This window comes from Vibrio sp. 99-70-13A1, from assembly GCF_013114625.1.
Lineage (GTDB): Bacteria > Pseudomonadota > Gammaproteobacteria > Enterobacterales > Vibrionaceae > Vibrio.
Genome location: NZ_VTXD01000002.1, coordinates 1 through 15804 on the forward strand (window position 1 = coordinate 1; position 15804 = coordinate 15804).

6 protein-coding genes are annotated in these 15804 nt (G+C 40.1%); 4 read left to right on the forward strand and 2 right to left on the reverse strand.

Annotation, left to right across the window (positions count from 1 at the left end; all coding sequences use genetic code 11):
* Nucleotides 1-573: 573 nt before the first annotated feature.
* Entirely contained in the window at nucleotides 574-801 is a 228-nt protein-coding gene (locus F0226_RS01805; RefSeq protein ID WP_171734023.1) for a hypothetical protein, read from the reverse strand.
* Nucleotides 802-930: 129 nt separating this feature from the next.
* Here F0226_RS01805 and F0226_RS01810 point away from each other — a divergent pair, with 129 nt between their 5' ends.
* A complete protein-coding gene (locus F0226_RS01810; RefSeq protein WP_216606526.1) occupies nucleotides 931-1599 on the forward strand; it encodes a hypothetical protein in 669 nt (222 codons plus the stop codon).
* Here F0226_RS01810 and F0226_RS01815 read toward each other — a convergent pair.
* Nucleotides 1585-1899 (reverse strand): hypothetical protein, encoded by a 315-nt coding sequence (locus F0226_RS01815; protein WP_171734024.1) that lies wholly within the window; start codon nucleotides 1897-1899, stop codon nucleotides 1585-1587. The genes F0226_RS01810 and F0226_RS01815 overlap by 15 nt on opposite strands.
* A 1007-nt stretch (nucleotides 1900-2906) precedes the next feature.
* Between F0226_RS01815 and F0226_RS01820 the strand changes: the two genes are divergently transcribed.
* From F0226_RS01820 to F0226_RS01830, 3 genes are all read left to right on the forward strand, one after another.
* Entirely contained in the window at nucleotides 2907-7004 is a 4098-nt protein-coding gene (locus F0226_RS01820; protein WP_171734025.1) for a hypothetical protein, read from the forward strand.
* Nucleotides 6997-8871, forward strand: coding sequence for a hypothetical protein (locus F0226_RS01825; protein WP_171734026.1), 1875 nt, complete (start codon nucleotides 6997-6999; stop codon nucleotides 8869-8871). Before F0226_RS01820 ends, F0226_RS01825 begins: the two co-directional genes overlap by 8 nt.
* Nucleotides 8872-9345: 474 nt before the next feature.
* On the forward strand, nucleotides 9346-15789 hold the full coding sequence (locus tag F0226_RS01830) for an ATP-binding protein (RefSeq protein WP_171734027.1): 6444 nt from the start codon (nucleotides 9346-9348) through the stop codon (nucleotides 15787-15789).
* Nucleotides 15790-15804 lie beyond the last annotated feature (15 nt).

Sequence of the window (15804 nt, forward strand, 5' to 3'; positions counted from 1 at the left end):
ATATTTCTCATATACTCTCTCCATCGAAACAAAACACGATAATTATTAAAGCCTAGAGGAAGAGTTATGAAAATGAATCACGTTGGGTTTTCCTAATATCAGTTTCTTAACTCCAGATCTTGTCAATGTTGTTTCTAACCCCAAACTAGAACATGCCGACATGAAAAGTGGATTCCGTGCGCAATTATCAGCCGATGTGACTTTTCTCTCTACTAAAGCTATATCAATGCACACATAAACCAGCAAACTACTGGCGCTGCCATATTCATTATGCTCAATAAATATTCATTTGGATCAGTTAGATCTGCACCAATAGTGATTCTACTGAGTAGATTTGAATGCTAGGGTGGACTTACTTCTGCTCCCAAACTCAATGGACACCCATCACGCAAGTTCCGTGATGAACTGAAACTACCACCAACTTTTAACTCAGAAATGTCTCTCAACGTGCAACATATCAGGTTGGTACGGTTTGACCTATTTTGCACCGTAGCCTCCTGTAAGACTAATTTATTGTAATTTAAGCCTTTAAGTGGCATTACCTGCTTCTTTTTGTTTCTATTTTCATACAGCTTAGCATTCCTTTATCTTAATACGTCCCTGTTCTATCAGTAAAATGAAGCGTTCATAATCATGCTGATAGGCATAAACTGGGTGTGGTGCAGACGAGCCAGCTAAAAACTCTTCGAAAGCCAATCTATAGGTGGTAGGTAGTTCATTTGGGTCAATGACTTTGAATGGAACATTGGGCAAATTAAAAGGGTTTAGTGTTGGGTGTAACGTTGATTTGTTTGTTGTCATAGAGTTCTCCTTTCCTTTTGTTAGGCTATTATGTTACGTAGCATGAATCAAAGTCATGCATCAATATTTAGGTGACTCTTTGTTGTTCTAAATGATAAACGAGACTCAACGCAACCTTAGGAGCTTGCTATGTGTAGTGGCAGAATAAACCAGAAAACTAGACTGCGCAGTTTAGGCGGTGGGCTCAACATTATTTCCGATTTTTCGCGGCAAGATATTGATATTAGTTTTTGGCAGGAGTGCTGTTCTGAATTAAAAGTATATGCCGTTTTACGAACGAAAGGTGGGAGCGGTGAGCGTCATACTGTACGAGTTCTACAGAAAGAATTAATGCGGTGTGGAGAGCGTCCTCTCGTTGTAAGAATCTTTGGAACTCGCAAGGACGAATATGGGCCATACTTTAACTCATTGGCTCGACTAGAGAGTTCTGAGGAATTGACGGGTTCTATCATGTGGGGTTGGAGCGAGTGCCACAGCAACCATCAGCTGGCTCAGGCTCTATTCAAATCATCATTTACGAGCGTAATTCTAACTCAAGGGGGGAGCTCTGGAGTAGACTATAAAGATGTCATGAATGCTGCAGAATTGGCTCGCCATACATATCTAAGCGTCAATATTGACTGTGATTCGTCTGTAGAATCTCAAAAAAACATAGTAGAAGAGCTGAAAAAATCGATGCTAAATGTGGAATGTGTTTCCTCTGTATTATGGAAGGGAAATCGACGGGATGAGCCAAATTATGAGCTTATGAACCTGTCGAATGTAAGTGTCGAACACCCTTTGTCAACTCAATACTAAGCTCTCAACCTTTTCTCTGACTTCTTTCAAATCAGATAAGCGTCCTGAAGCGATGATACTAGTTGGGCTTCGCCCATTGAAGAAGGTGTTATTGTTTGTATGACTCATAAAGCCATATACATTGTCTTCATTGCTAAATATTGTCCTTAAAGTAGCATGGATATTTAAAATGTGGCTGATTCTAACTTCAAGGTTATCCTCTTCAGTTGGTAGAATAACTTGTATCTGTTCATGGGTAGCTCCCCATTTTAACAACAATGCTTCGGCGGATTTCAGCCCGGTGGCTAGCCTTTTATTCATCAAAATTTCTCCCTAATCTATTATCGTTATATTAAATCTTAATGCGCAAAGCATTACTGGTAGCATGCTTTAGTTTATATCTGAGAGGGTATATATCTAATATATGGTTTTATTATCAACAGAACTGCGACGTAGAATCGACACATTGTCGATCTTATGTCTATCAAATCAAGGTTAATGGAGCGACATAGAATCAGCAAAATGTCGATTCTATGTCTATTGTCATATGACTAATAGCGTCGTTTGGTATCTGGTCCGTGAGTGTTATGTCTAGGCTGTATCATGAAGTAGAGCAGTTTGGGGTAATATTAAACTGCAAGGGGCTCCGAGGAGACTACGGTTAAAAACCGTGATATTTTCCCGTTGTTCCAATATGTTTTTCTACGATAATCACTTTGAAAAACATCGATAACTATTAACTATGCTTCAGCCGTTCACATTGTCACTTTCTTTTCTACCAACTACCGAGGAATCCACGGCAGTTGTTGTAAATTTTGCAACAACTGAGTTATGACAGTATCCCTTAACTCTAGCTGGACTGACTCGTTATTGTCCCAAGACGTGTTTAGAACGCATGAAACCATCATGAGATTTATTTAGGCAACAAGTTGTTGCCCAATTGTCCAACAGCCTGTTGGACAAACTCTCAGACTCAATTGTGCAAGAGGTTCTTGCCTTATTGCGAAACAACTTGTTTCGTGAATTATTTCTGCCCCAAACCTGCTTAGTGCAAAAATCTAGACTCGTTACTGTTGTCATTAGTTGACCTACTTTTAGTAATGGTTAAGTATGTCTCTAGTTTACTATGGTGTGTTAGGTAGAAAGTGCCTGTATTTTGTGGGTTTGATTATCAAAGTTGTTTGCCTAACGTTAGGTTATCGGTTTAACTGATTGAAAAATTAAGCAAAGTGAAATGAGACAGACAACTTCTGGCAGACACAGTCTGTCTGAGAATCCTCCGGTCGTTTGACAAAGAAATTCCATCTTCAGAGAGAGTTTAGAACACCATGAATATTAATTGGGGTGTTGTGCGGAAAAACATAAAGTTTTTAGTTGTGCTGTTCAGACCTTCATTGGCGAAAGCGCTGAGTCTACCGTTGTTGTTGGCTGGTATTGGTATCCTGAATCCTCCTTTATGGCTAGATATTTTAAATTGGTTTTTGAGTCACCAGAAAGTTCTTCCAGAATATAGTGGGCCAATATCAACTCCAATGTTTATAACCGGGTGGGTTTTAATTGGGTTAAGCCTATTGATTTATTTGATTGAGGTGTGGCTTCAAATTAAATCAATGCGCCAAGACAGTGAAAAGAAGCTACTGGATACCGTTAAAGATCACCCCAAACAAACAGCAGATTTGATAGTTGATAAAATGAGGGGGTCCGGTTTTGGAGCTCAGCATCTTCAAGATGAAAGGATAGAAGAGCTTTCAAGCGAAATTACCTTTCTGCGATTTTTCGGTTCTTTTCCTAAGGAAGAAAAAGCGACTGCTTTAGCAGAAAGCATTATTGATGGAGAGTTGTCCGGTGGCACTCCCCAAGTAAAAGCTAGGGCGTTAGCGATAGTTGCAAGATACTTGTGCATAGGAGAAAAAGCCGATCTAGCAAAAAAATGGTTATCACACTCTAAAAAATTGTGTCAAACAGAGGAGGCGGCCATAGCACAGGCCTTTGTTGATGCTACAGGGTCTAACAAAATTGATGCGGCATCTGGTTTGCTTATGGTCAACAGTCCTTCAAATTATGCTGCTTTTTTTATGATTAAAAAAACAGTGGAAGGAAATGAAGCTGCTTTGAGCTGGTTTGAAAGTGCAGGATTAAGCCTTCACGATATAGATAATGATGGAAAAGTCGTTTTGCTCTCGGTTTTGTTGACAGAGCATCAATGGGAAAAGGCTTTAGATGTAGTTCAAAAGATAGATGGCGAATCTTTATCTATTTCACCAGCACTGGCGCAGCTTTCTGCGTTTACGTTCTTGGTAAATGCAATTAAGGCAGTTGAGCTCCGTGAGAGTGTCTTGACTTATATCCCCTTAGCAGCAGATCGCTTTCCGTTGGCAGATGATTCTGAATCTATACTACTTAGAAATCAAGCTGTCGAGCTATTCAAAGTTTGCTCGGTTCATGCACGACACCTGGGAGCTGAAGATGTAAAAAATATCTCAGATAAGTATGTGCTGTGGTTACAACTTAGAAACCGTGAAACTCACGAACAGGCAATTACTGAACTTAAGAGCTACTTCGTTAATTACAATCAAAAAACGCTTGAGTATTTGCCATTGGCATTTTCTTTTGGAGTTGATATCGATTTTGAGTCTATTGAAAATGAGGTAAATAGACAGACCGCTTTAAGTGCCGAGAATAACGCAACTCTTGGTTTAGCCCGGTTTGTATTGGCGCAGACACAAAAGCCAATATCGGCAGCAGTGGATTATATCAGGTGCCATAGAAATCAAATGGAAAGGAGCGTTAACTCCATTGCAATTAGTATGCTAGAAATAGAGGCATTAGCTAAGTCTGGGCTGGTCGATGATGCACAACAACTTTTACAGAAGGTTGAGGATTCAGGCGCACCTGATGTCGAAATCAGGCATTTGCAAAACATCGTAGAGTCAGCCAAGGGCGCAGACCTTGTCGCATTAGCAATAAATCAATATCAACAAAGTAAAGCTACAAGTGATCTTGCTCATTTGGTTAATTTGTTAGAAAAGAACAATCGAGGGGACAGATACTACTTATATTGCCAGGAGCTTTTTGACCGCACTGGTCAGGAATCTGATGCTATCAGAGTCTGTAATACCGCTTCTTCGCTTGGGAAGTTTTCTGAGCTTCATCAATTTCTGTCAGATAGGACGGAGCTCGTAAAGAGAAGCGAGGTGCTACAAGCTCACTGGGCTTGGTGTCTATTTAGAAAGGGGGACTTAAGCGGTACTCATGAACAGATTGCACGGTTAAAGCAGTCAAAATCACAACTACCTGATCTTAAATCGCTAGAAATTAACTTGTCTATTTTCAGCGGTGATTGGGAATCGCTCAGCATTTTTGTGGAGGATAGTTGGAATAGCAGGGAGGAGCTAAACGCGAATGCCCTCTTACAGGCTGCTCATTTAGCAAAAGCAATTTCTCCAGGCCGAGCAAAGCAAATACTTGAGTTCTGTACAGGAAAATATCGGGATGATCCTCAAGTGTTTGCATCATCATATTTCATTGCTACGACAATGGGCTCAGAGGACAATCAAGAAACATCGGCATGGCTCAATAAGGCAATAGTTCTATCTAATGAAAATGGCCCATTACACAAGGCCTCTTTCGAAGACCTAAAAGATATGATATCCGAGTCTAGGGATAAAAATGAAAGGGTCTATAAAGCCTATTTTGAAGGTGATGCCCCCATTTTTACAGTAGCGGAACTATTGAACAGAACTATGTCTGATTTTTATCTGCTCCAGCCCTTAGAGAATAAAAATACGAAAGATATAAGGCGGAAAAGTGTAGTCCCGATATTTCATGGTGCGAGGTCGGATCAGGTTATTGTTGGTGAGATAGTTGCGGTCGATGCTTCCAGTACTTTGGTGATGGAGAATTTGGGGATACTAAACCAGCTGTTTGATTGTTTTCATAAAATCATTATCCCGCATTCTTTTATACGATGGCTTTTTGAAGAGAAGCAGAAGGTTGCTTTTCATCAGCCTAGTCAAATTGAAAAGGCAAAGTATTTTGAACGGCTGGTTTCTGATGGCAAAATTTCTGTTTTTCACCCGAAGAAAATTAATAATCCTGAGCTGGCACTAGATGTAGGTGAAGAGCTTGCGTTTATGCTTGAGGAGGTGCGTGAGAATCCTGCGAATGAGGTGCAATCAGTAGTAGTGTGTTCCTACCCTGTGTATAAGGTCGGAGGCACTTTTAGGGAGGTAGAAGCTGACCTTTCTTCATTTCATTATTGTCTGACTTCATGCTCTCTATTAGTCAAAAAACTCAAAGAACTAGCCGTAATCACTGAATCTCAGTGTTCCAAAGCCTTAAGTTATCTTAACCAACATGAAAAAGAGTGGCCTGTCGAAATTGAAGTGGCCAGTGGCGCACGGTTATTTCTAGATTCACTGTCAATTACCTATCTGATTACTGTTGATATGCTTGATAGACTTAGCGATGCCGGGTTTGAAGTGTATGTATTTAAGGGAGAGCGTGATAGATATAGATCGTTGATAAGCCACAGTTCAATTCTCGAACAGGAAGATTCGAAAATAGAAAATATAAGGAAATTATTTTTGAATGGGCTTACATCTGGGAAAGTCATGCTTGCGGAAATGCCTTTAAATAAAGACCAAGTAGCAGCTTCTAATAACAATTATGCGAAGCCAACCGAAGAGCTCTTTGAGGCCCTTAAAATATGCGACTCAGCTTTGATAGATGACCGGTTTATGAATAAACATCGAGATATAGCATTTGATGGAAGAACCGCACCTATTTATACATCGTTAGATTTTATTGAGACACTACACTATAAGGGGCTTATATCTCAAGAACAGAAGTTTGAAGCAAGGACATTACTCCGGGAGTTTGGATTAGCGTTTGTTGGCATTTCCAACGAAGAGCTTGAATATCACCTAAATCACTCAGTAGTGTCAGATGGTGAGTTTAAGCCAACTAAACAACTAAGAATGATAAGAGAAAATCTGTTTTTGATCAGGGTTAGTGGTTTGGTTCAACTCCCAAGAGATGCCCAGTGGCTCCATGAAACGATGAAGACGATTGCAAAAGCAATAAGAACTCAGTGGTCCGATGATATTCTTCCCGAAGTCAGTCGTGCCAGATCCTGCTGGTTGTATGATCTTATGGGATATAGGGAGTGGGCCCAATCTCATAAAATAAGGGGAAATGACGGGATGGCCTATATAGGCGAGGCTTTGAAGGTTCATTCTGTTCTGATGCCGCCGGAGCATTTGTCAGACAAGCAAAAGAATAACTATAAAGCATGGTTGGATGAGTTTGTTTTGGAGCCCTTGAAGGACAATGATCCGTGGAGTTTTAAGTATGTAATTGATTTGATGAAGCAGCAAATTGAAAGTATAGCTAATAATCCAATGGAGATAGCCCAGGATGAATAACTCGGACTCTATGCGTTCTTATATTGTTTCTCACACCCTCAATTTATTCCCAAGTTCGGTTAGGTTGGAGCTACTATCGGATACTAAATTGTGCGAAGAGCTAGGGTTACAAACAGATGCGACTATTAGTTTTGGTGATAAAGAGTATGCCTTTGCTAGAAGCGCTCTTTTTAAGGTTATTCGTAGTGTTTTTGATAATATCGAGGAGGAATTTTCATTGGAAGATACTAATCATAATATGTGGTTGTTACGTAATCTTCCCGATGAACGTTCAGGCTTTTCTCTAACCAACGGGGATGTGCAGATTGTTAATGATAGTTTTTGGCCACTTTTGGGAGATATCGACAGACGGTTAAGCATATTTGAAACAGTTGCGAAAAATCGTAGGCTCTCGAAAGAGGACATTGAATATTGGAAAGCTAAGCTTTCGGCGGAAGCTGTTAGTGATGATGATGTATCTGACTTGTTACTTGATTTGGATTTATCTCCAATCAGCATTAAGAAGTTACTAAAAAGTGAGTTTCAAAGACCGTCAAATAGCGCATCGACACTGGTTCCGAATGATATTCGTTATTATGAACGACTTGTTGGGAAGTATCGTGGCAGTAAAAATATTGAGGAGTTTTGTAATAATGAGTTTAAGAAATATTTCGACAGTAGAATAGAAAATGGACTGATTGATAATGAGCTATTGATTTGTATGCATAAATCAATATCAAGAGTTGTTTCAACAGGGATCGTTGACGAAGCTTTGTATCAATCTCTCGCAAAGAGAGCCATTGAAACCTGTCATCCAATACTTTTGGTTTCTTGCCTTGAAATCGGTGCTTTGAAATTTGCCAATTCATTGGATAATACTATTAAGGCTCTTTTCGAGAGTATTTCATCTGTAAAAACACTGGAAAATCTACGCCTTTTTTGTTCTATGACTGTTTTTGTTGATGGAGAACTGGCGCGACTACAGATATTCAAAAATAAGCCACCATTCTACAGGCGCCTCGCTTCTCTTGCCCAGTCAGCCTTAATTGTTGAAGCTGCATTGGAAGAAAGTGTTGCCTTTGACAAAGTAGAACAATGGGCAGCTCAGCAGAGGGGGCATTATTTTTTCTGTCAAAGTTTTATTGATCTAATGGAAGAACCAAGATGGCTACCAACATATTTAACAGCAGAACAATTCATTAATGAGCTATATGGTCGGATAAATATAGCATGTCAAAATGCAGCTAAAAGTGACGCGATTAAGTTTTTACAAGAAGAGATTATGAGTGGTTCAAAATTCAATATGAATTGTTTTTTACCTGGACCATTGGAAGGTAACTTTGTTCCAGATGAGGTTCCTAGTGAAATATCTAATTTGCTGGCTGAGCAAGTGAGTTGTGAGGTTTCATTAGCATCGTTCAGAGTTTTAATGAACTCTGCACTTTTCTGGAAAATTGATGAAAAACATTTAGAACGTACAGTTTCACTATTAGAAAGTGCACAGCATAAATTAGCCGAAGCAAACGACAAGGACTCAGTTTACCAGGTACTTAATGGTTTGGCACAAGTTGCTTGTATGACTCGAAGTGAAAAGATTGCTTCATCAGTTATGATCTTAAGCCGACTATATCGTGATTATATTGATGTAGATTCTGAGCCAGAAAACTATCTTTCTCTAGGTTTAGTTTCAGCTGCTGCCTTTGAGGATAAAAATGACTGGGCTGAATTTATAGGGCAATGGTGTACAGAATTGGCGTATCTGTCAATTAGTGACGACGCTATATTTAGAATGGAGGTAATGCTCAAAAAGCTTTGTATCCTAGAACCTTATTTATATCATACCTGTTCCAAAGCCCTAGATGTATTTAAGATGCTGAGTAGAAAGTAATTATTATTGCTAGCGGAAATCCTGAGATCAAAGTGATGTTTGCCATCTAAAATTTTTTGCGAGCCTCAATTCGCGTGTTTATTGTGAGTTTCATAAAAAGTTTTGGGATGTAGTTAAAACGAGGTGGTCAAAAGGTTTATTATCTGCACCACAATGACCGGAAATAAAGCTAAGCGACTTTCCATACCTGTAGTTATCCGTAATTTGCTAAATTAGTAAAGTTACTAACAAACTTCTGTTCAAAATCGTTGCAGTCTAATTTTTGACCTGTGGCACTTTCTATCTCAAAAGTGCCACAAAATCATTTAAAACCACCATCTATCACACCTTCAGAAGCCTCAGCTTGCTCAAATTTTTTAATGAATCATTATGTGCTTGGTTGACTAGGTGCTTGGTTGTACTTTTCCTGTTGATTAGCTAGTAAACCAGCAGAACCAAAGCGATCAAATGAGATTTTGTAGAAATTATTAATATATGAAACCAGAATATTTAGGTGCCAGAGCCTCCAACACTGGCGATGATTTTCATGAATGGTGGGCACTTCGTCTTGCATTACAATTGCTCGAACCTGACACATCATTGGCTGCCGTTACAGTTGAAGGCGTAAATCTTGATGATGAAAATGCTCAGGAGTTAACGGAGTGGGATTCTGTTGACTGTGGCTTATTTTATGGTGGTCATACAGTAGAGCAAGCTGAAAGGGTTGTCTTTGAGCAGTTGAAGTATTCGTCATCAACGCCTGAAAAGAATTGGACTGTTTCGGAATTAACAAGCTCCAAGTCGAAGTCTTCAAATAACAGCATTATCAAGGGGCTTGCTGATTCATTTAATGCCATATTAAAGACTAGGCCAGATCTGATTGGTGTTGGTGCGCTAACAATCAGGTTAGTCAGTAATCGGCCTATTGGTACAGACCTTCAGAAATCTCTTTCCGATGCCAGTAACAAGAAGCATGAAACGTTGAGAGCTGCCAGTGGCCTTAACAAAACAAATTTCAAAAAATTTATTAAACTCTTCGATTTTTCTGAGTGTGGTACAGGTTCTCGTTTTGAGCAGGAAGAAAACGCGATTAATGAAATTTTAACTCTAACACATAGTGCCGATCGAGGTTTTGTGTTGGATTTGAAAGATCGTGTTCACAAGTTGATGCTACCTGAGGCTACAGGAAGTTATATCACTAGAGAAACCGTACTGACATGGATGAATGTATCTGACCCTTTTGCTCTATTCCCATGCCCTTCAAGACTCAAGGCAGTAGAAAATCCAGTTAGCAGAAATGCTGCTGCGGCGATACAAACAGCCATGGTCAATAGTGAGCAATTTATATGTCTGCATGGCGAAGGCGGTAGTGGAAAAACGACCGTACTAAAACAGGTTGAAAGTCTATTGCCAGAAGGTTCAGTCATGATTACATATGACTGTTATGGCGCTGGAACTTATATGGATAGTGAAGCCTATCGTCATAGACCGAAAGATGCCTACTTGCAAATAATCAATGAAACCTCAGCCCGATTACGGTTACCCTTGTTGATTAGCCAGGATAGTTCTGTAGATTTTATTAAGGCTTTTTCATTAAGAATCGCAAGTGCAGGTAAAGTTCTAGAAGCGCAGGAAGATAATGCATTGTTGGTTGTAGTTATTGATGCTGCGGATAATTCTGTAACGGGTGCCAAGCAGTGTAAACCGGAAGAAATCAGTTTCGTTCATGAGCTGATTAAAATAGGTAGTTTACCAAGCAATGTAAGGTTAATTATCTCTGCAAGAACTGGGCGTTTAGACTCCTTATCTATTCCATCTAAATACAACTCGGTAGAAATTTCTAACTTCTCATTGGAAGAAACAGCGCTTAATGTGTTGAACCAATATCCCGGCGCAACCGAAGCATGGATAGAGGATTTTCATGATTTATCTAATCGGAACCCACGAGTACAAAGTTACGCATTCGATTATGCAGGCTCAGATCCGGGCAAGGCGATTGACTTTTTAAGGCCAAATGGCAAAGGGTTGGATCAAATCTTTGAGACCCGCTTTGAGGAGGCAATTTTGAAAGAAGGTAATTCTGACGTCTTGTCTCTTGTTTGTTCATCGCTAATAGCATTACCTGCACCAGTTCCAAAGCAACATTTAGCTAGTGTTGTAGGAATATCGATGGAGAGGGTTAACGATATTGTCTCTGACCTGCCCGGAATGCGAGTGCTTGAAGGTAAAGTGGGGTTTCTTGATGAAGATGTTGAATTCTTTGTCAGAGAAAAGGCGCAACCAAAGCTTTTGGAAGCTTATAAGCGTTCAACAGCACATTTCAGCGCTAATCATGAAAGTGATGAGTATTCGGCCATGCACTTAGCTTCCGCACTATTTTCAGCTGGGCAAGGCCAAGAAATCATAAAAATCATTGAGGAAAATGAAGCGCCAATAGCTATAAAAGATCAGATAATTCGCCGAGAAGTGCAACGTCAGCGGTTACAACTCGCAATGAAAGTATGTCGTTCAGCAGGCGAGCCAGCAGATGCGATATTTACCTTATTGGTTGGTGCTGAGGCGATAAAAACAGATGATGCCGTAGACAAAATTATAGCTGAAAACCCAGATTTATCCGTCCATTTTGCGTCTGATACTGTAGGCCGAAATATACTTTACTCGTCAAAAACATATAAGAGCCATGGTAGGTTCTTGTCGCATATTATTGCCCGTGATGCAGCCGACAGGGACTTTATCGCTGCCCGTGAAAAGAAACGTATTCTTCATGAATGGATGAATCGGAGAAGTGAAGATATTGAGCGACAAAAATCCGAACAAAGCGAGCATCGGTACCGACATGTCGATGCGTGGTCATTAGAGCTTGATGATATTACTGCTGTTGCTCATTCAGTGTTGGATATGGAGGGTTATCAGGCTGCATATGAGTTCATTTGTGGTTGGAAGCCGAAAAGTATCCATTACAAAATCGCGATCAGATTATTGGATCGCCTGTTGTTATCGGGCAAGGTAGTCACAATTCAAGAGTTTCTGGATAGTGGTTATATTCCAGAGCCTTGGTCATCATTGTTCAAAATACCTTTGGCGCTTGTCGGCCATGGTATCGATTGTGCTTCTCTTGAAAAGTCTCTGTGCAACAAGGATGTATTAAAATATTGCGACCTAAAAGGGCTGGAAAGGCACACCTCTGAAGACGTAGACAGTTTTAGCTTCGCAGAAATGTTACTCAATGGATGTGAAATTTTGGCTGCAAATGGAGTGAATCTATCCTCAGTTGAGCCAACCCTTGAATATCTATGCCCTGATAATTGGCGGTTGGTCAATAACATTTACATACACGATATTGTTAAAAACGATGTCGCTTTTAGAGCTTACTCTTTGTTGATGCGTCATCGGGGTCTCAACGTCACCATAGAGTCCTATTGGATTGATTCGCCTATATCTGAAGATCTTAGCGAGGCTGAAACAAATAGGAAGAAGCAAAAATTATCTGAAAAGCATAAAGAGATAAAAGAAAACCTGTCTGGCTTAATGGCTGTTTATGCCGTTAGAGCAGATGTTTTACTGTCCAATATCTTGCCAGAAAATGCTGAAGAGAAAGTTAAGTCTGCATTGGGGTCTTTGTTTGCAAATTCCTGGAGGATGTCTAGGGAGCACTATTTTGAATCCATATGCAGTCACCTTTCTTTGTCGTTAGCCAAACTGTCTATTGTGCCCAATGTCAATATGAACACAGTGCTAGCCCTAGCTAAGGGAGCGTTTGAACAATGGCCATCTGTTTTTTCTTCTGGTCAGCGTAAAGTTATTGCACATCTAATAAAAATACCAGAGCTGAGGCCACTGGTTGTCAAGGATATTTACGATCGCTCAGTTGAAGTAAAAGATCTAAAAACAGCAGCAAACGAAAAAATTAGCATTCTTTTGGATTTATCTAGAATACTGTTGTTTGTGGATAATGACGAAGCCAGAGAAGTATTTAAAATGGCGGTTGATATCGCTAATGACGTTGATGTCGATGCTATGCATGACGTGGCTCTTTTTTCATCGTTATCCAAAAACGCTAAAAACTACTTTTCGGCTACAGACTTACAGAAAATAGCAAGTCAAATGGCTGCAATAATAACGGAGTACGGCACTCTTCTTGATGGCTATGATCATTTTCCTTGGAATGATGGAATTTCTGCTGTTGCTATATTAGACATGGAGAAAGCAATTAGTCTTATCGGGTATTGGGAAGATTGTGATTTAGTTCAAGCCAGCGAAACTCTTCATACGTTGATGCTTACAGGTATTTCAGAAGGAACTATAAGCTCTGCGCAGGCTGCATCTTTGCTCAATTTCTGTGATGATTTGAATGAGGAGTTTGTGGCTAAACTCGCGTCAGTTACAAACGTTCAAGATGCCAGTCAACTGGTAGAGGAAATTGCAAAAGCTGAGTTATTGAGATTCAACAGAAGCGGTAGAACCAAAGTATGCAAGATCCTAAATGAGTTAGTTCCATATAGTGATAGTAGTGAATATTGGCATGTAAAACTTAATCAATTGGTTGAATTTAAATCACAAACCGAAGCAAGTCCCAAAGTCAAAACTAGCATTGATAAACTTGACTCGACAACTAGGAAGTTAAAGGAACGCGAGTTCCTTAAAGGCATAAAACTAGTGGAAATTTCCTTTGAATCACCTTCTGATTTTCTGAATTCAATTCACGTAAAGCGGAGAGATGCAAGGGGCGAAGATTTATATATTACCAGCGATGACATACTGAAATCTGTAGTCAGTCATTTAGAATCGAAAGCTCGTATTATCTTTCTGGATTTATTGACCGATGAGCATGTAATTGATGAACTTGGCTATACATGGGCTAAAACGTTAGTTAACTGCATTGATTTTTGGATAGAGTCCTCGCATGCCATATCAGCTTGGAAAGCGGAAAATATACCAATCTTAATTGCTAATCATTTGGGCGAATTTGCTTATGATGAAAATTATGGCAACGACAAACGAACGCTGAAAGATGTTATTCATAGCCTTAATTTAAATAAAGAAGAAAAGGTTAGCTTGCTGCTGGATGGCTTGGAAAAGAATGTCGAATCTCTACCTTTATCCAAGCTATATTTGGTGATCAAACTGGTGACGGATTATTGCACTGAGGAGCAAATTGCAGATGTCACAACTCGTTATGTTCACCGACTAACTAAACGATTAAAGCTTCCAGCGAATAAAATAGAGTCTAAGTGTTCAGCCGATTTAGCATTAGCATGCCAACTATACTCGTTCTTAGGTGATGCAGATACCAGGGTGAGGTGGCGAGCGGCACATAGTATTAGAGCTTCTGCCAGAATGGGAGATTTTGAGACAATTGTGGCGTTAACCACTCTATATGATCGAAAATCGATGCCCGGCTATCGCGAAGATAATTTGCCTTTCTATTGGTTGTCAGCGCGTCTGTGGCTCTTTGTTACATTTGATCGAATTGCATCTGAGGTGCCAGAAGCCATCGCACCTGTCGCACACTGGTTATTTAGTAAAGCTACTGACCAAGACTTCCCACATGTGTTGATACGCCATTTTGCTAAATCCTGTTTAATGAAGCTTCTTTCAAACGGTTCTATTGATTTTGATGAGCAGGAAACCTCAGCGATACGTAGCATTAATACCTCTAATTTAGCTGCTGAGAAATCGAAGCGTAGAGTTTCCCGTGGAGGATTTCACGAAGGAAATAAAGAGAGAAGGTTTGATTTTGATTCGCTAGATACTCTACGTTATGTGTATCCGGGAGCAATAAAGTGCTTCTCTGATGTAGACCAAGAAATGTTTCTTGATGAGGCAGAAGCCTGGATTATGGATCGTTGGAAGAGCGGTTCCGATTTATCAAGATGGGGAAATGAACCAAGAAAACATAAGTTTGAAAGAGCAAACTACTCCCTATACAGCCACAGTCACGGTTCAATGCCGACCATAGAGCGTAATAGCTATTACTTAGAGTGGCACGCTATGTGGTGTAGTCTAGGTTCTCTACTGGGAGAAAAAGCGTTAGCTGAACCTGAATACGATGATGACGACTATGGAACACTTAACGGATTTTTGATTCAGGAGGGGTTAACTCAACCGCCACACTGGTCAAGCGATCTTCGCTGTCCGACACCACTAGAATTACGTTTTCACAAACCACCTACTGTCAAGGCAGAAGATTGGATGGCAACAATAAGAAATGATGATTTTGAGTTGGAGCTTGGTTTAACCTCTGAAGATGGAAATCTAGTTGTGGATTCTTATCATGATATTCGCACCAGTAATCATCGCTCCAGTGTAAGAATATCCTCTTCCCTTGTTAGCCCTGATACCGGGTTGTCATTGATTAGAGCGCTTCAAACATCCGACGACTCCCATGACTACCGGTTGCCACCTGCTGGTCATGAATTTGAGATAGATGATGGTCCATTTTTACTACGTGGTTGGCTCAGAGAACACTCTGGTGATGCACGTTTAGATGAAAAGGACATGTTTAATAATAGTGTCCGTTTAATTGAGTCGACGCCGTCTGAAAGTGTTGTTGAAATGCTTGGGTTATGCCGGTCAGATAGCTATCCAGTTAGCTGGTTTGATCCCTCTAATGGAGACAGAGCATTTCATTATGAAGCATGGGGTGATGTAAGAGATGACTCCCGACACAGAGAATACATATATGGTGAAGATGTTATCTCCAATGGCCATCGCCTGAAAATATCACTACTTCACCTAAAGCAATATCTAGATAAAGTTGGCTTTGATCTAATCCTAGAGGCCGAAATAACACGAAGAGTGACTAAAGATGGAATTACAGAGTATAACGAAAAGTCCGAAAAAGAAGCGCGGTACGCAAGACTCTACCTTCTCAGAAGAACTGGAGAAATCTTTACCGCTGAAGGACGTGTTGGTACTTGGACATCATCTGGCGACTGAACTTGGGTTTTCAGA